At 70.8% G+C, this 19,985-nt stretch carries 13 protein-coding genes and 1 tRNA gene; 8 read left to right on the top strand and 6 right to left on the bottom strand.

Translation table 11 applies throughout. The features are described 5' to 3' along the window. The first annotated feature begins 116 nt into the window (after positions 1–116). The 5 genes from ABD308_RS31190 (at position 117) to ABD308_RS31210 (ending at position 10,586) form a co-directional block, all read left to right on the top strand. Positions 117–986, top strand: a complete 870-nt coding sequence (locus tag ABD308_RS31190) for an SCO4651 family lipoprotein (protein ID WP_344342463.1) — start codon at positions 117–119, stop codon at positions 984–986. Positions 987–1,362: 376 nt separating this feature from the next. Continuing rightward, entirely contained in the window at positions 1,363–1,926 is a 564-nt protein-coding gene (rplJ, locus tag ABD308_RS31195; RefSeq protein WP_344342466.1) for a 50S ribosomal protein L10, read from the top strand. A 90-nt stretch (positions 1,927–2,016) separates the two neighbouring features. Beyond that, entirely contained in the window at positions 2,017–2,400 is a 384-nt protein-coding gene (rplL, locus tag ABD308_RS31200) for a 50S ribosomal protein L7/L12 (protein ID WP_344342470.1), read from the top strand. Between the two features lie 700 nt (positions 2,401–3,100). Further along, positions 3,101–6,577, top strand: a complete 3,477-nt coding sequence (gene rpoB / locus ABD308_RS31205; RefSeq protein ID WP_344342473.1) for a DNA-directed RNA polymerase subunit beta — start codon at positions 3,101–3,103, stop codon at positions 6,575–6,577. A gap of 115 nt (positions 6,578–6,692) precedes the next feature. Next, the gene (locus tag ABD308_RS31210) at positions 6,693–10,586 is read left to right on the top strand and encodes a DNA-directed RNA polymerase subunit beta' (protein ID WP_344342477.1); all 3,894 of its coding nucleotides are present in this window, start codon (positions 6,693–6,695) and stop codon (positions 10,584–10,586) included. Positions 10,587–10,637: 51 nt separating this feature from the next. Here the strand turns inward: ABD308_RS31210 and ABD308_RS31215 are convergent, their stop codons facing one another. The 6 genes from ABD308_RS31215 to ABD308_RS31240 form a co-directional block, all read right to left on the bottom strand. Beyond that, positions 10,638–11,786, bottom strand: coding sequence for a M48 family metalloprotease (locus tag ABD308_RS31215; protein WP_344342481.1), 1,149 nt, complete (start codon positions 11,784–11,786; stop codon positions 10,638–10,640). Between the two features lie 59 nt (positions 11,787–11,845). Beyond that, positions 11,846–12,364, bottom strand: a complete 519-nt coding sequence (locus ABD308_RS31220) for a Pycsar system effector family protein (RefSeq protein ID WP_344342484.1) — start codon at positions 12,362–12,364, stop codon at positions 11,846–11,848. A 14-nt stretch (positions 12,365–12,378) separates the two neighbouring features. Then, entirely contained in the window at positions 12,379–13,146 is a 768-nt protein-coding gene (locus ABD308_RS31225) for a hypothetical protein (RefSeq protein WP_344342488.1), read from the bottom strand. A 219-nt stretch (positions 13,147–13,365) separates the two neighbouring features. Next, the gene (locus tag ABD308_RS31230; RefSeq protein ID WP_344342491.1) at positions 13,366–15,708 is read right to left on the bottom strand and encodes a hypothetical protein; all 2,343 of its coding nucleotides are present in this window, start codon (positions 15,706–15,708) and stop codon (positions 13,366–13,368) included. Beyond that, complete coding sequence (locus tag ABD308_RS31235; RefSeq protein ID WP_344342494.1) at positions 15,705–16,502, bottom strand: hypothetical protein; 798 nt, start codon at positions 16,500–16,502, stop codon at positions 15,705–15,707. Before ABD308_RS31235 ends, ABD308_RS31230 begins: the two co-directional genes overlap by 4 nt. Before the next feature lie 125 nt (positions 16,503–16,627). After that, positions 16,628–17,347: a Crp/Fnr family transcriptional regulator gene (locus tag ABD308_RS31240; RefSeq protein ID WP_344342497.1), complete on the bottom strand. Its 720-nt coding sequence runs from the start codon at positions 17,345–17,347 to the stop codon at positions 16,628–16,630. Positions 17,348–17,559: 212 nt separating this feature from the next. Between ABD308_RS31240 and ABD308_RS31245 the strand changes: the two genes are divergently transcribed. The 3 genes from ABD308_RS31245 to ABD308_RS31255 form a co-directional block, all read left to right on the top strand. Continuing rightward, positions 17,560–17,633, top strand: a tRNA-Met gene (locus tag ABD308_RS31245). Positions 17,634–17,752: 119 nt separating this feature from the next. Next, entirely contained in the window at positions 17,753–18,493 is a 741-nt protein-coding gene (locus tag ABD308_RS31250; RefSeq protein ID WP_344342499.1) for an SIR2 family NAD-dependent protein deacylase, read from the top strand. Positions 18,494–18,666: 173 nt separating this feature from the next. After that, the coding region (locus tag ABD308_RS31255; RefSeq protein ID WP_344342502.1) for a methyl-accepting chemotaxis protein at positions 18,667–19,985 on the top strand (1,319 nt) is incomplete at its 3' end.

A 19,985-nucleotide genomic window follows, 5' to 3' on the forward strand; every position in this document is an offset into this window, starting at 1 on the left:
CGACTCCGTAGGCGCCGCGCGACGGTCGTGCGGCCGAGTGGCGGGGGGTGCCACCGGGTCGGAGGAGGCCGGGTGGCAAGGTGGGCGGGACGGAGTGTTCGGACGGGGAGGCGCGGATGGCGGTGCGGCAGCGGCTGGCGGCGGTGGTCGCCATCGCGGTGCTCGCGGCCGGGTGCAGTTCGGCCGCCGGTCCGGAGCCGTCCTCCTCGACGAGCGCGGCGCACCCCTCGACGCCGACGCCCAGCAGCGCCTCGCCGACCTGGCCGGCCAAGCCGACCGACCGCTCCCCGCACGGGGTGCTGCTCTCCTCCCAGCTGGCCATGCAGACCGCCCGCCGGGCCAAGGTGAGCTACCGGCTGGGCGCGGACGCGGGCTCCGGGCCGCTGTTCTGGCAGCCGAAGACCGCGCTGCAGGTCAAACGTTCCACCCCGGCCGCCGCCGAGCAGCTGATCGTCGTGGACACGGTGGCCTACGAGGGCGGTGACGCGGCCGCCGCGGCCCGGCTGGGCGGCAGGCACTGGGAGCGGTTCGCCGGACCGCAGGGGCCGGACGGGCACCGGGAGACCCCGTACGCCGGGCTGATCGACCTGCTCAACCCGGTGGTGGCGCTGGCCGCCGCGACCGCCGACGGGATCACCCCGCAGTACGTGGGCGAGGAGAGGTTCGAGGACTCGACGGTCGAGCACTACCGGGTGACCACCGACGCGGCCCGCTACGCGGCGGCGCAGACCCAGCTCAGCCCGGCCCGCCGGGAGGGCCTGCGGACGGCGCTGGTCCCCGGCGCTTCGGCCTCGCTCACCCTGGACCTCTGGCTGAACGACAAGGACCAGCTGGTCCGGATGGAGCGCACCGGCACCGGGGAGGGCGGCCGGCTGGACGACTCGGTGGTCTACACCGAGCCCGGCGGTCCGCTCTCGGTGCAGGCCCCGGCGGAGTCGGACACCGTGGACACCGGCACCCGCGGCGTCTCCCCGCTGGCCCGCTGAACCGGTCGCCGGGAGACCGTTCGCCGGGGGGCGGCGGGAGGCGGGCCGGGGGCGATTTGCCCCGGACGGCGGCGTCCGGTTACTGTTGCCGAAGCCAAAGACCGCTGGTTGTCGCCGTGCCCCCGCGAGGGAGCGCGCGACCGAAGGATCCGCGCCTCGCGCGCGGACAGCCCGCGCAGGATTGTTTGGAGCTTTGACCTCCGGGTCGCGTGCCCCGCACGTGGATCCGTCGAGTTCACGCCGAGCCCCGTGCGCCTGCGCACCGGGGCTCATCTGCTTTTCCGCAGGGGCTTTCCTCCGTCCGGTGGTCCGAGGCGCGAATGGTCGACTCTCGCGGTCGGCCCGACTTCGACATCACGGAAGGAGGCGTAAGCCTATGGCTAGGCCCGACAAGGCTGCTGCCGTCGCCGAGATCACGGAGCTTTTCCGTGGCTCGAACGCGGCCGTGCTGACCGAGTACCGCGGTCTCACGGTGAAGCAGGTCAAGACCCTGCGTCGCTCCCTGGGTGACAACGCCCAGTACGCCGTGGTGAAGAACACGCTGACCAAGATCGCGGCCAATGAGGTCGGGATCACGGAGCTCGACGACCTGTTCGCCGGTCCGACGGCTGTCGCCTTCGTCACCGGTGACCCGGTGGAGTCGGCGAAGGCTCTGCGTGACTTCGCCAAGGAGAACCCCGCTCTCGTCATCAAGGGCGGTGTCCTTGATGGCAAGGCGCTGTCCGCCGACGAGATCAAGAAGCTCGCGGACCTCGAGTCCCGCGAGGTGCTGCTCGCCAAGCTGGCGGGTGCCCTGAAGGCCAAGCAGTCCCAGGCTGCCGCGCTCTTCCAGGCCCTGCCGTCGAAGCTCGTCCGCACCGTGGACGCGCTGCGCGACAAGGTCGAGCAGGGCGGTGCCGGTACGCCGGCTCCCGCCGCCGAGGAGACCGCGGCCGAGTAATCGGCCGAGGCCCTGCCTCGCTGCGGGCCCGTACGCCCGCCAATCCGTACATCCGGCACCACCTGCCGATTTAGTGGAAGGACGCCAATCATGGCGAAGCTGTCCCAGGACGAGCTGCTCGCGCAGTTCGAGGAGCTCACCCTCATCGAGCTGGCCGCGTTCGTGAAGGCCTTCGAGGAGAAGTTCGACGTCACCGCCGCCGCGCCGGTCGCCGTCGCCGCCGCCCCGGGTGCCCCGGGCGCCGAGGCCGCTGTCGAGGAGCAGGACGAGTTCGACGTCATCCTCGAGGGTGCCGGCGACAAGAAGATCCAGGTCATCAAGGAGGTGCGCACCCTGACCTCCCTCGGCCTGAAGGAGGCCAAGGACCTCGTTGACACCGCCGGTGCCAAGGTCCTGGAGAAGGTTGCCAAGGACGTTGCCGAGAAGGCCAAGGCCGCCCTCGAGGCCGCCGGCGCCAAGGTCACCGTCAAGTGACTCCCCGCCCCCTCTGAGGGGGCCGCGGGCCGGGCCGATCACCCTTGCGGGTGGTCGGCCCGGCCTTTTGCGTTCTCCAGCCCCGTAAGGCCGCCCCGCGGCCGGACACACCGGTGTGGCCGAACGCTCACTCGGCACTGTCGGTGCGGGCGGGTATGGTGATCGCTGTCATCGGGTGAGGCCCCGACCACGGCTTCTGTAACGCCGGGGCGGCCCGGCGCGATGAACAGGGCGAGGCCCGCACCGGAGGCGGGCCCTTGACGAACCCGGCACGGCGCGCGATTCTCAAGGCGCGAGTCGGCCCCGGTTGGTCCGCCGCCGGATGCATAACCGGTGGCTCCGGAGGGAAGTGACTCCACGTGAGTCGTGGGCCCGGCGAGTCCGGGCCAGTGCAGTACCCGGCGGGCGTTCGCGCCCGACGGCTACCGGGAGGAGTCTCCGATTCGGTCTCCGAATCAGAGCTGGACAGCAGTGTCGCCATTGGCTACACTGTCCCTTTGCGCTGCCTGTTAGCTTCTCCGTGACTCGTCGCCCGGAGTTTGCGTTGCCCCGAAGGGGTCTGGCACCACCTCCGCAAAGCGGCTCTGACCTGGGGTTTCGACCCCGGCGGAGGCCAGTGGCGAGGGAGGCGGGACCAAGCCCGTGAAGGCCCGGCTGGTACGCGCGTAGTGAGCTCCGAGCCCTCGGAAGGACCCCCCTCTTGGCCGCGCCGCGCAACGCCTCGAACAATTCCGCCGCATCCACCGCCCCGCTCCGCGTCTCCTTCGCGAAGATCAAGGAGCCCCTCGAGGTCCCGAACCTCCTGGCCCTGCAGACCGAGAGCTTTGACTGGCTGCTCGGCAACGCGGCCTGGAAGACCCGGGTCGAGCAGGCGCTGGAGAACGGTCTGGACGTCCCCACCAAGTCCGGTCTGGAGGAGATCTTCGAGGAGATCTCACCGATCGAGGACTTCAGCGGGTCGATGTCCCTGACCTTCCGCGACCACCGTTTCGAGCCGCCGAAGAACTCCATTGACGAGTGCAAGGACCGCGACTTCACGTTCGCGGCCCCGCTCTTCGTCACGGCCGAGTTCACCAACAACGAGACCGGTGAGATCAAGTCTCAGACGGTCTTCATGGGCGATTTCCCGCTCATGACCCACAAGGGCACGTTCGTGATCAACGGCACCGAGCGTGTCGTCGTGTCGCAGCTCGTCCGCTCCCCGGGCGTGTACTTCGACTCCACCCTGGACAAGGTGTCCGACAAGGACATCTACTCCTGCAAGGTCATCCCCTCGCGTGGTGCCTGGCTGGAGATGGAGATCGACAAGCGCGACATGGTCGGCGTCCGCATCGACCGCAAGCGCAAGCAGTCCGTCACCGTGCTGCTCAAGGCTCTCGGCTGGACCAACGAGATGATTCTCGAGGAGTTCGGCGAGTACGAGTCGATGCGCGCCACCCTGGAGAAGGACCACACCCAGGGCCAGGACGACGCGCTGCTGGACATCTACCGCAAGCTGCGCCCGGGCGAGCCGCCCACGCGTGAGGCCGCGCAGACGCTGCTGGAGAACCTGTACTTCAACCCGAAGCGCTACGACCTCGCCAAGGTCGGCCGCTACAAGGTGAACCGCAAGCTCGGCAACGCCGAGTCGCTGGACTCCGGTGTGCTCACCGAGCCCGACATCATCAACGCGATCAAGTACCTGGTCAAGCTGCACGCCGGCGAGGTCGACTGGCGTGACGAGACCGGCCGCGACATCGTGGTCGAGGTCGACGACATCGACCACTTCGGCAACCGCCGCCTGCGCAACGTGGGCGAGCTCATCCAGAACCAGGTCCGTACGGGTCTCGCCCGTATGGAGCGCGTCGTGCGCGAGCGCATGACCACCCAGGACGTCGAGGCGATCACGCCGCAGACCCTGATCAACATCCGGCCGGTCGTCGCCTCCATCAAGGAGTTCTTCGGCACCAGCCAGCTGTCGCAGTTCATGGACCAGACGAACCCGCTGTCGGGCCTGACCCACAAGCGCCGTCTGTCCGCCCTCGGCCCCGGCGGTCTCTCCCGTGAGCGCGCCGGCTTCGAGGTCCGTGACGTGCACCCCTCGCACTACGGCCGCATGTGTCCGATCGAGACCCCCGAAGGCCCGAACATCGGTCTGATCGGGTCGCTGGCCTCGTACGGCCGGGTCAACGCGTTCGGTTTCATCGAGACCCCGTACCGCAAGGTCATCGAGGGTGTCGTCACCGAGCAGGTCGACTACCTCACCGCCGACGAGGAGGACCGCTACGTCATCGCGCAGGCCAACGCCCCGCTGACGGCGGAGCTGACCTTCGCCGAGCCGCGCGTCCTGGTCCGCCGCCGTGGTGGCGAGATCGACTACATCCCCGGCACCGAGATCGACTACATGGACGTCTCGCCGCGCCAGATGGTGTCGGTCGCGACCGCCATGATCCCGTTCCTCGAGCACGACGACGCCAACCGCGCGCTCATGGGCTCCAACATGATGCGCCAGGCGGTGCCGCTGCTGAAGAGCGAGGCCCCGCTGGTCGGCACCGGCATGGAGTACCGCTGCGCCGTCGACGCCGCGGACGTCATCACCGCCGAGAAGCCGGGTGTCGTCCAGGAGGTCTCGGCCGACTACGTCACCGTGGCCAACGACGACGGCACGTACACCACGTACCGCGCCGCCAAGTTCACCCGCTCGAACCAGGGCACCGCCTTCAACCAGAAGGTGCTCGTGGACGAGGGCACCCGGGTGGAGGTCAACCAGGTGCTGGCCGACGGCCCGTGCACCGACGAGGGCGAGATGGCCCTCGGCAAGAACCTGCTCGTGGCGTTCATGTCGTGGGAGGGCCACAACTACGAGGACGCGATCATCCTGTCGCAGCGCCTCGTGCAGGACGACGTCCTCTCCTCGATCCACATCGAGGAGCACGAGGTCGACGCCCGTGACACCAAGCTCGGCCCCGAGGAGATCACCCGGGACATCCCGAACGTCTCCGAGGAGGTCCTCGCGGACCTCGACGAGCGCGGCATCATCCGCATCGGCGCCGACGTCGTCACCGGCGACATCCTGGTCGGCAAGGTCACCCCGAAGGGTGAGACCGAGCTGACCCCCGAGGAGCGCCTGCTCCGCGCGATCTTCGGCGAGAAGGCCCGTGAGGTCCGCGACACCTCGCTGAAGGTCCCGCACGGTGAGTCCGGCAAGGTCATCGGCGTGCGCGTGTTCGACCGCGAGGAGGGCGACGAGCTCCCCCCGGGTGTCAACCAGCTGGTCCGCGTCTACGTGGCCCAGAAGCGCAAGATCACCAACGGTGACAAGCTCGCCGGCCGTCACGGCAACAAGGGCGTCATCTCCAAGATCCTGCCGGTCGAGGACATGCCGTTCCTGGAGGACGGCACCCCGGTCGACATCATCCTCAACCCGCTGGGCGTCCCGTCCCGAATGAACCCGGGACAGGTCCTGGAGATCCACCTCGGCTGGCTCTCCAAGCAGGGCTGGGACGTCTCCGGCCTCGCCGACGAGTGGGCCAAGCGCCTCCAGGCGATCGGCGCCGACAAGGTCGAGGGCGGCACCAACCTCGCCACCCCGGTGTTCGACGGCGCCCGCGAGGACGAGATCACCGGTCTGCTGGACCACACCACCCTCACCCGTGACGGTGAGCGCCTGGTGAACTCCACCGGTAAGGCGCGGCTGTTCGACGGCCGCTCCGGCGAGCCGTTCCCGATGCCCGTGTCGGTCGGCTACATGTACATCCTCAAGCTGCACCACCTGGTCGACGACAAGCTGCACGCCCGCTCGACCGGCCCGTACTCGATGATCACCCAGCAGCCGCTCGGTGGTAAGGCGCAGTTCGGTGGTCAGCGCTTCGGTGAGATGGAGGTGTGGGCCCTTGAGGCATACGGCGCCGCGTACGCGCTGCAGGAGCTGCTCACCATCAAGTCCGACGACGTTCTCGGCCGCGTGAAGGTCTACGAGGCCATCGTCAAGGGCGAGAACATCCCCGAGCCCGGCATTCCCGAGTCCTTCAAGGTCCTCATCAAGGAAATGCAGTCGCTCTGCCTCAACGTGGAGGTGCTGTCCTCGGACGGCCAGTCCATCGAGATGCGGGACTCCGACGAGGACGTCTTCCGCGCCGCCGAGGAGCTCGGCATCGACCTGTCCCGGCGCGAGCCGAGCAGCGTCGAAGAGGTCTGACGGAGGTTGGGCCGGCCCGGTCAGAAGCATCTGAACCGGCCGGGCCGGCCCGCCCCCAGGCCCCCCTCAGACCACACGAACGACTCTCGACTTACGAAAGAGGGCTTGACGACCAGTGCTTGACGTCAACTTCTTCGACGAGCTCCGCATCGGCCTGGCCACCGCCGACGACATCCGCCAGTGGTCGCACGGCGAGGTCAAGAAGCCGGAGACCATCAACTACCGCACTCTGAAGCCCGAAAAGGACGGCCTCTTCTGCGAGAAGATCTTCGGCCCCACCCGGGACTGGGAGTGCTACTGCGGTAAGTACAAGCGCGTCCGCTTCAAGGGCATCATCTGCGAGCGCTGCGGCGTCGAGGTGACCCGCGCCAAGGTGCGCCGTGAGCGGATGGGCCACATCGAGCTGGCCGCCCCGGTCACCCACATCTGGTACTTCAAGGGTGTGCCGTCCCGCCTCGGCTACCTGCTCGACCTGGCGCCGAAGGACCTTGAGAAGGTCATCTACTTCGCCGCCTACATGATCACCTGGGTCGACGACGAGCGCCGCCAGCGCGACCTGCCGTCCCTGGAGGCGCACGTCTCGGTCGAGCGCCAGCAGATCGAGAACCGCCGCGACTCCGACCTCGAGGCGCGTGCCAAGAAGGCCGAGACCGACCTGGCCGAGCTGGAGGCCGAGGGCGCCAAGGCCGACGTGCGCCGCAAGGTGCGCGAGGGCGCCGAGCGCGAGATGAAGCAGCTGCGCGACCGCGCGCAGCGCGAGCTCGACCGCCTCGACGAGGTGTGGGCCCGCTTCAAGAACCTCAAGGTCCAGGACCTTGAGGGCGACGAGCTGCTCTACCGCGAGCTGCGCGACCGCTTCGGCACCTACTTCTCCGGCTCGATGGGCGCGGCGGCCCTCAAGGACCGCCTTGAGACCTTCGACCTGGCGGAGGAGTCCGAGCGCCTGCGCGAGATCATCCGCACCGGCAAGGGCCAGAAGAAGACCCGTGCGCTCAAGCGCCTCAAGGTCGTCTCCGCGTTCCTGCAGACCACCAACAAGCCCAACGGCATGGTGCTGGACTGCGTCCCGGTCATCCCGCCGGACCTGCGTCCGATGGTGCAGCTGGACGGTGGCCGCTTCGCGACCTCCGACCTGAACGACCTGTACCGCCGTGTCATCAACCGCAACAACCGCCTGAAGCGGCTGCTCGACCTCGGCGCGCCCGAGATCATCGTGAACAACGAGAAGCGCATGCTCCAGGAGGCCGTCGACGCGCTGTTCGACAACGGCCGCCGCGGCCGTCCGGTCACCGGCCCGGGCAACCGCCCGCTGAAGTCCCTCAGCGACATGCTGAAGGGCAAGCAGGGTCGTTTCCGCCAGAACCTGCTCGGCAAGCGCGTCGACTACTCGGCCCGTTCGGTCATCGTCGTCGGCCCGCAGCTCAAGCTGCACCAGTGCGGTCTGCCCAAGGCCATGGCGCTGGAGCTCTTCAAGCCGTTCGTGATGAAGCGCCTGGTCGACCTGAACCACGCGCAGAACATCAAGTCGGCCAAGCGCATGGTCGAGCGCGCCCGCCCGGTCGTGTGGGACGTCCTCGAAGAGGTCATCGCCGAGCACCCGGTGCTGCTGAACCGTGCGCCCACCCTGCACCGCCTCGGCATCCAGGCCTTCGAGCCGCAGCTGGTCGAGGGCAAGGCCATCCAGATCCACCCGCTCGTCTGCACCGCGTTCAACGCGGACTTCGACGGTGACCAGATGGCCGTCCACCTGCCGCTCTCCGCGGAGGCGCAGGCCGAGGCCCGCATCCTGATGCTGTCCTCGAACAACATCCTGAAGCCGGCCGACGGCCGCCCCGTCACCATGCCGACCCAGGACATGGTGCTCGGTCTGTTCTTCCTGACCTCGGACCGCGACAACGTGAAGGGCGCCGGCCGCACCTTCTCGTCGACCGCCGAGGCGATCATGGCCTTCGACGCCCGCGAGCTGGACGTCCAGGCCCCGATCGAGCTGCGGCTGCCCATCGGCACCGTCCCGCCCCGCGGCTGGACCCCGCCGGTGGACGAGGACGGCCAGTCGTCCTGGTTCGAGGGCGAGTCGTTCCGCCTGAAGACCACCCTGGGCCGCGCGCTCTTCAACGAGCTGCTGCCCGAGGACTACCCGTTCGTCGACTACGAGGTGGGCAAGAAGCAGCTCTCCGCGATCGTCAACGACCTGGCCGAGCGCTACCCCAAGGTCACCGTCGCGGCGACCCTGGACAACCTGAAGGCGGCCGGCTTCCACTGGTCGACCCGTTCGGGTGTCACCGTCTCGATCTCGGACGTCATCGTCCCGCCGAGCAAGCCCCAGATCCTGGAGGGCTTCGAGGCGAAGGCGGAGAAGGTCCAGAAGCAGTACGAGCGCGGTCTGATCACCAACGACGAGCGCAAGCAGGAGCTCGTCGGCATCTGGACCCAGGCGACCAACGAGGTCGCGGACGCCATGGCCGCGAACTTCCCGAAGACCAACCCGATCTTCATGATGGTCGACTCGGGCGCGCGTGGAAACATGATGCAGATGCGCCAGATCGCCGGTATGCGTGGTCTGGTGTCCAACGCGAAGAACGAGACCATCCCGCGGCCCATCAAGGCGTCGTTCCGTGAGGGTCTCTCCGTGCTGGAGTACTTCATCTCCACCCACGGTGCCCGTAAGGGTCTCGCGGACACCGCCCTCCGTACCGCCGACTCCGGCTACCTCACCCGTCGTCTGGTCGACGTCTCGCAGGACGTCATCATCCGCGAGGAGGACTGCGGCACCGAGCGCGGCCTGAAGCTGGCGATCGGCTCCGTGGGCGCCGACGGCGTGCTGCGCAAGGCCGACGACGTCGAGACCAGCGTCTACGCCCGCATGCTCGCCGAGGACATCACCGTCGACGGCAAGCTGCTGGCCACCGCCAACACCGACCTCGGCGACGTGCTGATCGACGAGCTGATCCGCCACGGCATCAGCGAGGTCAAGACCCGCTCGATCCTGACCTGTGAGTCGGCCGTCGGCACCTGTGCCTTCTGCTACGGCCGTTCGCTGGCCACCGGCAAGCTGGTCGACATCGGTGAGGCGGTCGGCATCATCGCCGCCCAGTCCATCGGTGAGCCCGGCACCCAGCTGACCATGCGTACCTTCCACACCGGTGGTGTGGCCGGTGACGACATCACCCAGGGTCTGCCGCGTGTCGTCGAGCTCTTCGAGGCCCGTACCCCCAAGGGTGTGGCCCCGATCTCGGAGGCCCAGGGCCGGGTCCGCATCGAGGACACCGAGAAGACCCGCAAGCTGGTCGTCACCCCGGACGACGGCACCGACGAGATCGCCTACCCGGTCTCCAAGCGTGTCAAGCTCCTGGTGAGCGAGGGCGAGGCGGTCGAGGTCGGCCAGAAGCTGACCATGGGTGCCACCAACCCGCACGACGTCCTGCGCATCATGGGCCAGCGCGCCGTCCAGATCCACCTGGTCGCCGAGGTCCAGAAGGTCTACAACTCGCAGGGCGTGTCGATCCACGACAAGCACATCGAGATCATCATCCGGCAGATGCTCCGCCGCGTGACGATCATCGAGTCGGGCGACGCCGAGCTGCTCCCGGGCGAGCTCGTCGAGCGCGGCCGCTTCGAGCAGGAGAACCGTCGCGTGGTCTCCGAGGGCGGCCACCCCGCCTCCGGCCGTCCGCAGCTGATGGGTATCACCAAGGCCTCGCTGGCCACCGAGTCCTGGCTGTCGGCCGCCTCCTTCCAGGAGACGACCCGGGTCCTCACCGACGCGGCGATCCACGCCAAGTCGGACCCGCTGCTGGGCCTCAAGGAGAACGTCATCCTCGGTAAGCTCATCCCGGCCGGTACGGGTCTGCCCCGCTACCGCAACATCCGGGTCGAGCCGACCGAGGAGGCCAAGGCCGCCATGTACTCGGCCGTCGGCTACGACGACTACGACCTGTCGCCCTTCGGCGCCGGCTCCGGCCAGGCGGTCCCGCTGGACGACTACGACTACGGCCCGTACACCGGCTGAGTCTGACGGTCCCCGCCCGCAGGGCGGCCACNNNNCCCGTTCCCGGGGGCCCTACCGGTCGGCGGTCGCGGCCGCGTCGCGCCAGTCCTCCAGACGGCGGATCCGGGTGTGGATGTCGGGGTGGGAGGAGAGCAGGCGCTCGCCGAGGCTCGGCCGGACCGGCCTGCCGCCGGCCTTTCGCTCCTCCAGGGCGAGCGCTTCCTCCTCGTCCTTCATGAACCCGTAGAAGACCTCGATCATCGCCTCGGCGAAACCGAGTTCGGCGGCCTGCCGATCGGCCCGAAGCTCCGCACGGCGGCCGACGGCGGCGATCAGGTAGGGCGTGACCAGGACGGCGAGCAAGGGCGGGAAGGCGAGGGCGACGGACAGCGCCAGCGCCCCCGCGGCGAGCGCCACCACGAGGCCGCCGTACGCGGAGATGACCGAGGCGACGCGGAACAGCGTGGCCGCCACGACGCGGAACACCACCCAGCCCGCCCTCGCGGGCAGCGAGTACCAGTAGCCGAGCAGGACCGCCCAGGAGTGTCCGCCGCGGTGGTGGCCCAGCTCGTGTGCCAGCACGCCGGCGAGCTGGGCGGGTGGCAGCGCTTCAAGCGCGTAGCGGGTCACCGCGACGATGTGACCGGCCGCCGCCGTGGCGTTGACGCTCCTGCCTTCCTCGATCCACAGGTCGTAGGTGCGGGCGTCCACCCCGGCCTTGGCGGTCACCTGGTGCCAGACCGGCTCCAGCCGGTCGAGTTCGCTACGCAGTGGCGTTCGGAGACGGAAGAGGTAGCGCGCGAGCAGCCGCTCTGTCGGGCGGTGGAAGACCAGTGCTCCAGAGGCGATCCAGAGCAGGACGAGCAGGAGGCCCGCCGTCGGCGGCAGGCACAGGACCGCGAGCATGCCTAGCAGCATGAGGCTGCACAGGAGATGCGGGAGCTGGAGGACCAGCTGGCCGATCGTGGTGGCATCGGCACCGCGCTGGCGGCGGGCCAGGTGGATCCTGCCGGTGTGCGGGTCGATGTCGGTGGTGGGGTCCAGGGCGGTGGGCGGCGGGGCGCACCCGGTCACCACCTGCGGTGGTGCCGACTGCTGGGCGGGGATTCCGGCAGCCGGCGCGCTCGCCGGGTACCGCGGGGCGGTGGGGTACCGGGGCGGCATCTCCGGGCCGGCCGGGTACGGCGGGGGAGCGGCCTCGGGGTAGGTCGGTTCGGTCATGGGTGGTCCTCGGGACGGGACACCGCGCTCACGGCGTCGGGTGGGCGAGCGGAATCCGGTCAGCCCATGAACAGGGCGGTGACCAGTGGGAGCAGTCCGATGCCGAAGGCGAGGATGCCGATCCTGATCCAGGCGTGCTTCCGCGCGGCGATCCGGCTGTTCTCCGCCAGCGCGGTGCGGATGGCCTCGTCGGCGAGTTCCTCGGTGTCGGCCAGGGCGTCGGTGAGCAACCCCTGCTCGGCCGCCCGCCGGATGTCGGCGAAGTAGCCGAGCGGGCGGCCCGGCCGCCAAAGACTGCGTTGGTAGCGGGGCAGAACGGCGAACAGGAGGGACAGCAGCGAGACGGCGATGCCGAGGCCACCCACCGACAGCAGGGTCCGGGCGGTGCCGGAGAACTGTTCCGGTGCCGGGTCGCCGCTGGAGAACAGACCGCCGAGGACCCCGCCGATCACTCCGACAGCGGCTACCAGGACGGCGGCCTTGCTGTCGGCGCGGGCTATCTCGGTGCGAAGTTCGGCGAGCAGGGCCTGACCGCGGGTCGGCAGCGGAGCCGGGTCGGGTGCGTGAGGGACGGACACGGTTGGCTCCCAGGTCAGATCGAGGCGGGCGGGGTCGGGCCGGTACCGAGTTCCGGTGTGCCGGCCGTGCCGTGATCGCGGCGCAGGATGGTGGTGATCGCCTCCAGCGCCGCCCGTGAGGAGTCCTCCAGCTGGAACCGCTCCAGGACGCTCTGGTCGAGCAGCCGTTCGACCAGCCGGATCTGGTTCTTGACCAGCTCCTGCTGCTCCCCGCGCAGGTAGTCGAGCGCGCGTGGCAGGTCGTCCGGGTGGTCGGCGAGCTGGAGGGCCCAGGCGGTGACTCCGCCCTGTTCCAGGTGGTACTGGTAGAACTTCGCCTTCGCGGCAAGGACCTCGTTCGCCTCCTGGACCTGCCGGAGCGCGAACGGATGGGCCTGGCGTTCGAAGTGGTAGCTGCGCAACAGCTCCTTCTGGGTCCGGCCGGCCTGGTCGAGTTCGAGCTGCACGGAGCAGCTGACGTGCAGGCCCTCGGCGGCGGCGACGGGCCGGTCGTCCAGCGCCTGCTGGACCGCCCGCTCGGCCTCGGCGCTGTGGTCGGTGGGGAGCGCGCGGGTGACCGCCCGCATGCGCTGCTGGATGCGGGGCACGATGAGCGCCGGGACGTCGCGTACCCGACCGGCCACGACGAGATCGGCGGCCGCGACGCGCCACTCGACCGCGACGGAGGCCTCGAAGACTCCGACGTCGTCCTGGCCGGGCAACCGTTCCTCGATCCGCAGGTGGTGCGGTCCGAGGTCCACCTCGTACAGGGTCCGCTGGCCGCGGCCGATCAGGTCGCTCAATCCCGGGCGGTGCGGCGGGAGGAAGACCTGGTGCTCTCCCGAGGCGGAGGTGAGAACCACCGCGCTGTCGGCCCGAGCGGTCGGCTTGCGGGACAGGCCGAGCGATCTGCCGAGCGGACGGACGGTGAGAACGGGGTCGGCCGGCGAAGCGCCGCGGCCGGTGATGGAATCAAGGCGATGTGGTTCCGGCATGTGCGGGTGCTCCTGGATCGGTGGGAGTCAGTGCGGGCCGAGCTTGAGCAGCAGCCGGTCGACGGCGGTGGAGTCGGATCCGACGTCCGCGACGGGGACGGCGTCGGTGAGCGCCCCGCCGTCGCGGATGGTGCGCAGGAGGTGGTGGAGCCGTTGGCGTTCACGCTCGGTGACGGTGATCTCGGTGAGCAGATCGGCCAGTTCGGTCTCGGTGGCCGGTTGGTCCACGGCCCCGAGCAACCAACCACGCAGCACGTCCAGGGCGGCGGAGCCGTAGGACCGGTCCGCCAGCGCGGCGCGCCACAGTGTGGTCAGCAGGATCCGGACGGACGGAGGGTCCTCTGGGGCGGCCACGACGGTGACCGCGACGACGTCTCCTTGCGCCGGCCGCGGGCTCTCGGTGTACCAGCCGAGCAGCAGGGGGCGGTCGGTGGCCGTCGACGTGTCCTCGGTCCGCCGGGCGGCGCTCAGGAAGGTGGCCAGGGCGAGGCGGCGGAGCTGGGGCGGGCCGGAGAGCCAGCGCATCAGCGTGGCCAGGACCTGCGCACCCTCCGCGGACAGCAGCAGTAGTTCGACGGCCTCGACCAGGCCCCGTGCCTGGTACCCGTCGGGGTGCTGCTCCTCCGGTCGGGCCTGCTCGCCGAGGCGGAACTCCTCGGCGAGTTCGTCGAGTTCGTCCTGGGTGAGCCGGTCGGCGGCCACGGCGATGGCGTCCATGGCCTGGCCGGGCAGGAGCGGACCGAGCAGGCCGTAGCCCCGGATGGCGCTCCAACGGCGGCGGGCGTTGTCGTCGTCGGCCCACTCGCGCAGGATGCGGGGGACGGCCGCGGTACCGGCGTAGTAGGCGAGGACGAGGCTGTTGGCCGCCTGGAGGCAGAGCCGGAAGTCCTTCGACTCGGACCAGGGGCCGAGCAGCCGGCTCATCGCCGAGGAGAGGTCGACGGAGGCGAGCAGCGCCGCGGTGGAGGCGACCCGGGTGCGCACCAGGGCGCGGGAGTCGGTGGCCAGGGTGTTGAGCCAGGCGATGATCGCGGGTCGGGCGGAAGGGTGGCCGGTCCAGGTCTCGCGCAGCAGGGTGTGCGGAGTGCGGGGATCGACGAAGGACGCCATCCGTTGCGGCACCGGGCCCCACGGGGTCTGCTCGCTCTCCTCGGTCAGCTCGGCCCGGGCAAGCGTCAGCCGTTCCTCGATGGAGTTGCCGAACGGAGGGATGCCCTCCTTCCGTCCGGGGGCGGCGATCGCCTCCAGCCGGCGGAAGAGCTGGTCCGCGAGCTCGGCGGTGAGCGCGTACGGGGCGTGGTCGAAGACGGCCAGGGAGAGTAGGAACGCCTTCTCCCGGAGCGGGAGTTCCGGGTCGCCGAACCAGCGGCCGACCTGCTCCTGGACGACGCCCCGGCCGAACTCGGAGAGGGCGGGCTGCTCGGCCGCCGCCGGCGAGCACTCCGACAGCGGGACGGCGAACTCGGCCAGCTCGCGGACCGGACGGGCCTTGGCGAGGAACTCCTCGACGGGTTCCAGCGTGAGCAGCTCCTCGATCCGGCCGGTCGGCCGGTCGGTGAGCAGCCGGCGCAGGTGGGCGGCGAGGACGGCCCGGGGAGAGGGGGGTTCCCAGTCGACGGTGGGGAGGTCGCGGAAGGTGGTGGAGCGGCCGGCGGTGATGACCAGGTGACCGCCCTGTCTGGCCAGGGTCTCGCGCAGCCGGTCCAGGTCGGGGCGGCGGAGCGGTCGGGCACGCGAGGTCGTGTAGTCGGCGAGCAGGTAGCCTTCGGCCTGCTCGACACCGGTGAGCAGGGCGGCGGGGGAGACGTCGGGGTCGAGGTTGCGGATCCGGCGGGCGCCCAGCCGGTGCAGCAGCATCAGGGCGGCGGAGCGGCGCCCGCTGTCGGCCCGGCCGGCGAGGATGAGGACCCGCTGCTCGCGCAGCAGGTCGAGGGCCTGGGCGAAGGCCGGCCCGTCCTGGAAGACCGCGGACAGGGAGGCGAGTTCGGCATCGGGGATCTCGCCGGAGCTGTGGAGCGGGGTGCCGAAGGCGGATCCGATGCCGTAGTCGATCTGGTAGATCGTCGTCTTGTGGCCGGTGACGACATCGCCGTGCACCTGTCCGCCCGAGACGGTGTGCTGGTCCCCGCCGATGAGGTCGCCGCCGAACCGGGGGCTTCCGCCGGTGAAGAAGTAGCCCTGGCTGGCGAAGGTCTCCGGCACGTGTTCGAGCAGTTCCCGGGCCGCCTCCCAAGCGCTCTGCGGTTGTTCGGGTGGGGCCTCCTGGGGTTCCGGGGCCTCCGCCTCGGGCTCGGCGGGCTTCTGCTCAGGACCGGGTTGCTGGGCGGTCGGCTGGTTCGGGGCCTCCTGATCGGGTGCGGCGGTGGTCATCGGCCGCCGCCGAAGGTATTGCCGGTGTGGATGTCGCCGTTGACCTGGCCGCCGGAGACGATGTGCTGGTCGCCGGCGATCAGGCTGCCGCCGAAGCTGGGGGCGCCGCCGAGGAACTGGAAGGCGGTCGGTGCGCAGCTGCGGTCCTCGGTTCGGGGGTGTCCGCTGCCGTCGTCAGCCGGTGCGATCTGGGCGGGGGCGGGCCGGGTGGGGGCGGGTGCTCCGTGCAGCCAGGCCGTGAACTCACCCTCCTTGCCGGCCACGGTGATGGGGTGGAACGCCTCCGGCGGCAGTCCGCGGTGGCCGTGGCGGACGATTCCCTGGTACACCGCGTCGGACACGCTGAGCACGCAGGGCTCGTCGCGGTGCGCCAGGGCGGTCCTCAGGACGTCCGAGTTGAGCAGCCGGAAGGCCTGGTTGAGGTCCCAGCCGACCGCTCCGCCGAGTGCGCCGCCGAGTTCCTGGACCGCTACCTCGCCGGAGGCCAGCACCATCCGCAGCCGCACCCGCGCACTGGGGGCGGCGAGGCGGTTGTTGGCGTGCAGGAACGAGGGCGTTTCCGTGATCAGGGCGTGCAGCAGTTTGGCCTTGGGGTACGTGGGATTGATCAGGGCCATCACCGAGTCGCCCCGGTCCTCCAGCCGTTGCTCGGCGGGTTCGACACCAGTGCCGCGGAGCGTCTCGTGCAGGACGGAGTAGAGCATGCGGCGCATGAAGGCCTGCTCGACGTCGTCCCGCGTACCGAACTTCTCGATGTCCAGCAGCAGGATGGTCTGGTTGACCGGCTCGGTCATGGGTCACCTCTCGGCTCGTGATCGGGCCTCAGCGTGCCGGACCCGGACCGAGGGGTGTGATCACCGATGACCCACTCGTTCTGTGACGGTGTGCACAGAAGGCGGATGCGAATGTCCCGGGACGGTCAGGAGATACGGCCGGGGCGTCGAAGCAGATCGGGGCGCGCGATGACCAGCGAGCGCCGGCTGGTGACGACGATGCCGCGGTCCCGGAGCGACTTGAGCAGCCGGGCGACCGCTTCCCGGGACGCGCCCACCGAGCCGGCCAGCTCCTGCTGGCTGAGCGGTACGGAGATGACGATGCCCTCCTCGGTGCGCCGCCCGTGGGTGCGGGCCAGTTCGAGGAGGAGGTCGCTGAGCCGTTCGCTCACGCTGAGCGCGGCGAACTTCAGCCGATGGTGGTCCGCCGCGCGTAGCCGGTCGGTGGAGAGCGCCAGGAGCTGCATCGACACCATCGGAGCGCGCTTCAGGTAGGCGGTGAAGGTCGTCCGGTCGACCACGGTGGCCTCCACCTGTTCGAGGGCGGTGACGGTCGCCGCCCGGGGCCGCCCGCTGAGGGCGGCGGACTCGCCGATGATGTCGCCGGGGCCGCGCAGCGCGAGCAGCGCCTCGTAGCCGTTCTCTGCGGCCGCCGTGACCTTCAGCCACCCGTGGAGGACGATCAGGACGTGGTCGGAGGGTTCCCCCTCCCGCAGCACGGTGGACCGTACGGGGTAGTGGAGTCGGCGTCCGAGGGCGAGCAGCGCGATCCGGTCGGCGTGGTCAAGCCGGGCAAGGAAGGGGACACGGTCGTCGAGGCCGTGATCGGTGACGGGTCCGGCCGCCCGGTAGGGCCGCCCGGTCACGCTGGAAGGCGTGTTGACCATGTTGATTCAGCCCCCGCTGTGATCGCCTTGGCAGGTTGAGCGCGGGCAAACAACCTACTCGTCGGTCTGCTGGTCCGTTGGTGATTGGGGGAATTCCCCTCGGTCGGTCGATCGGGGCACTGAGGCGTTCCGGGGCCGGGGGAAGCCGATTAGGGATCTCGGTCGAGTTCGCGTAGAGTGGTGTTCACCGACGCGGGGTGGAGCAGCTCGGTAGCTCGCTGGGCTCATAACCCAGAGGTCGCAGGTTCAAATCCTGTCCCCGCTACTGCATCGAAGGGCCCGGAGACATTTCGTCTCCGGGCCCTTCGGCGTTCCCGGGGCCGGCCTGCGGGGTGGCGGGATTATCGGTGGCGGGTGGGGCGGGTTGGCCGTACCGTCCCGGGCATGAACGCGAAGCGGCCGCTGATCGCCGTCCTCACCGGCGCCGGGATCTCCACGGACTCCGGCATCCCTGACTACCGCGGCCCGAACGGGCTTTGGCAGCGTGACCCGGACGCGCAGCGGCTGGTCACCATCGGCCCGTACCTGGCCGATCCCGAGGTCCGCCGGCAGGCCTGGCGGATGCGTGCCGAGACGGGCGCGCTCGCGGCCGAGCCGAACGCCGGACACCGGGCGCTGGTCGGGCTGGAGCGCTCCGGGCTGCCGGTGCGGGTGCTCACCCAGAACGTCGACGGGCTGCACCAGCGGGCCGGGCAGACGCCCCGCAAGGTGCTCGAACTGCACGGCACCGCACGGGAGGTGCAGTGCGTGGAGTGCCGGGCGGTGGGGCCGACGGGCGGGGTCCTGGAGAGGGTCGCGGCGGGGGAGCCGGATCCGGCGTGCCGGGAGTGCGGCGGGATCCTGCGGCCGCGCACCGTGATGTTCGGCGAGCAGTTGGATCCGGACGTGCTGCGGCAGGCGGACACGATCAGCAAGGCCTGTCACCTGTTCATCGCCGTCGGCACCAGTCTGCAGGTCTTCCCGGTGGCCGCGCTGCCGTACAACGCGGTGAGGACCGGCTCCCGGCTGATCATCGTGAACGGCGAGCCGACGCCGTTCGACGAGGCCGCCGAGGAGGTCGTCCGCGAGCCGATCTCCACCGCCCTGCCGGCCCTGGTCAAGCGGTTGGTCGCCCGGTACGCCTGACCGGCGACGTTCCGAACTCGCCGCTCCCGGTGGCCGGTTCTGCGCTACGCTGCCGCGCGGAGCGGCGAGGCCGGATCCCGGCCACGGGGGGAGGCCCGCACGGGCGGCCCCGCCCGCGCCGTACCGGCCGCGGGCGTCCCCGGCTCCGCGGCGGCGCGTACGAAGGAGCCCTCATGACCTCAGGCCGACTGCTGGACCGCCACGCGATCGGGGGCGAACTGCGGGTGCTGGCGGACCGGCCCGGTCTGGCGGTGCGCCAGGAGGAGCTCAGGGAACTGGGATTGGCGCTCTCCGGCGCCGGTGACCTCGACGGCTGGGCCGACCTCGATCTGGTGCACAGCTTCGTCCGGCCGGAGAGCGTGCGGGCCGCGGTCCGCCCGGCCCCCGAGCCGAGGTTCTGGGCCTGGACCGAAGTGGCCCTGGGCGCCCTGGTGTTCGTCCCGCTGCTGGTCACCTGGGCCGGGCTGATGCAGGCCAGTAGCGCCTACCGCGAGCTGATCGGCGCGGACGCCGGGCAGGCCGCGCGCCCGTTCCTGCAGCTCTGGCAGACCGGCTTCGAGGGCCGGCTGCCCGGCTGGGCCACCTTCGGCGACGTCGCGCTGTCCGCGACCGTGTTCATCGCGCTGCTGCTGGCGCTCTCCGTCGCGCACGGCGTGCGACGGGCCGGTGCCGAGCGGCGCGAGGCGGCGGCCGAGGGCGCGGCGGAGGACCTGCTGGCGGAGCTGGCGCCGGTGCTCACCCGGGCCCAGCTGGTGCTCAACGAGCGCCGCCGCTCCACGCCGCAGCGTTTCGCGGCCGAGCTGACCGGCGCGGCGGAGACCCTGGAGCGGCTCGGCCGCCAGGCCGCCGACACCCAGCGGGAGCTGAGCGAGGCGGCGCTGGCCGTCGAGCGTTCGGTCGCCGGGGCCGAGCGGCGGCTCGCCGAGGCGGGCGAGGCGGTCGACCCGCTGCGCCAGGCCGTGGACGGCGTCGAGAAGGCGGTCGACGGGGTCGGCAAGGCGGTCGACGGGGTCGGCCGGGCGGTGCGGGACAGCGGTGACCGGCTCGCCGAGACGGTCCGGGACGGCGCGGCGGCCACCGACAGCCTGGTCCACCGGGGCGGGAAGCAGGTCGCCGACGCGGCCGAGCTGGTCCGGCTGGCCACCGACCGGGTGGGCGCCGAACTCGCCGGCGCGGGCGAGCGGGTGGAGGAGGCGGTGCGCGACCTCGCGGTCGCCCAGCGCGGGTTCACCACCGGCGCGGAGACCGTGGCCGACGTCAACGGGCGGGCGCTGGAGCGGCTCGACGGGCTCGCCCGGGAGGTCGCGGCGCTGGCCGACCGGGTCGCGGTGGCGGCCTCGGCGGCCACGGCGGTGGCGGCGCGCCTGGACGCGCCGGTGCCCGGCGGACCGCACGGCGAGGGCGGCATCGTCATGGTGAAGACGGCGTCCGGGCCCGGGCCCGACGCGGGCGCCGCCCGGTCCCGGGCCGGTGACGCGGCGGCCGGCGGTGC

Source organism: Kitasatospora putterlickiae, from assembly GCF_039527695.1.
GTDB lineage: Bacteria > Actinomycetota > Actinomycetes > Streptomycetales > Streptomycetaceae > Kitasatospora > Kitasatospora putterlickiae.

What these genes read in the sequence shown, in the direction of transcription:
- ABD308_RS31190 (WP_344342463.1), top strand. Translation starts at nt 117, where the DNA reads ATGGCGGTGCGGCAGCGGCTGGCGGCGGTGGTCGCCATCGCGGTGCTC.
- rplJ (WP_344342466.1), top strand. Translation starts at nt 1,363, where the DNA reads ATGGCTAGGCCCGACAAGGCTGCTGCCGTCGCCGAGATCACGGAGCTT.
- rplL (WP_344342470.1), top strand. Translation starts at nt 2,017, where the DNA reads ATGGCGAAGCTGTCCCAGGACGAGCTGCTCGCGCAGTTCGAGGAGCTC.
- ABD308_RS31215 (WP_344342481.1), bottom strand. Translation starts at nt 11,786, where the DNA reads ATGACCGAACCGACCTACCCCGAGGCCGCTCCCCCGCCGTACCCGGCC.
- ABD308_RS31230 (WP_344342491.1), bottom strand. Translation starts at nt 15,708, where the DNA reads ATGACCACCGCCGCACCCGATCAGGAGGCCCCGAACCAGCCGACCGCC.
- ABD308_RS31235 (WP_344342494.1), bottom strand. Translation starts at nt 16,502, where the DNA reads ATGACCGAGCCGGTCAACCAGACCATCCTGCTGCTGGACATCGAGAAG.
- ABD308_RS31250 (WP_344342499.1), top strand. Translation starts at nt 17,753, where the DNA reads ATGAACGCGAAGCGGCCGCTGATCGCCGTCCTCACCGGCGCCGGGATC.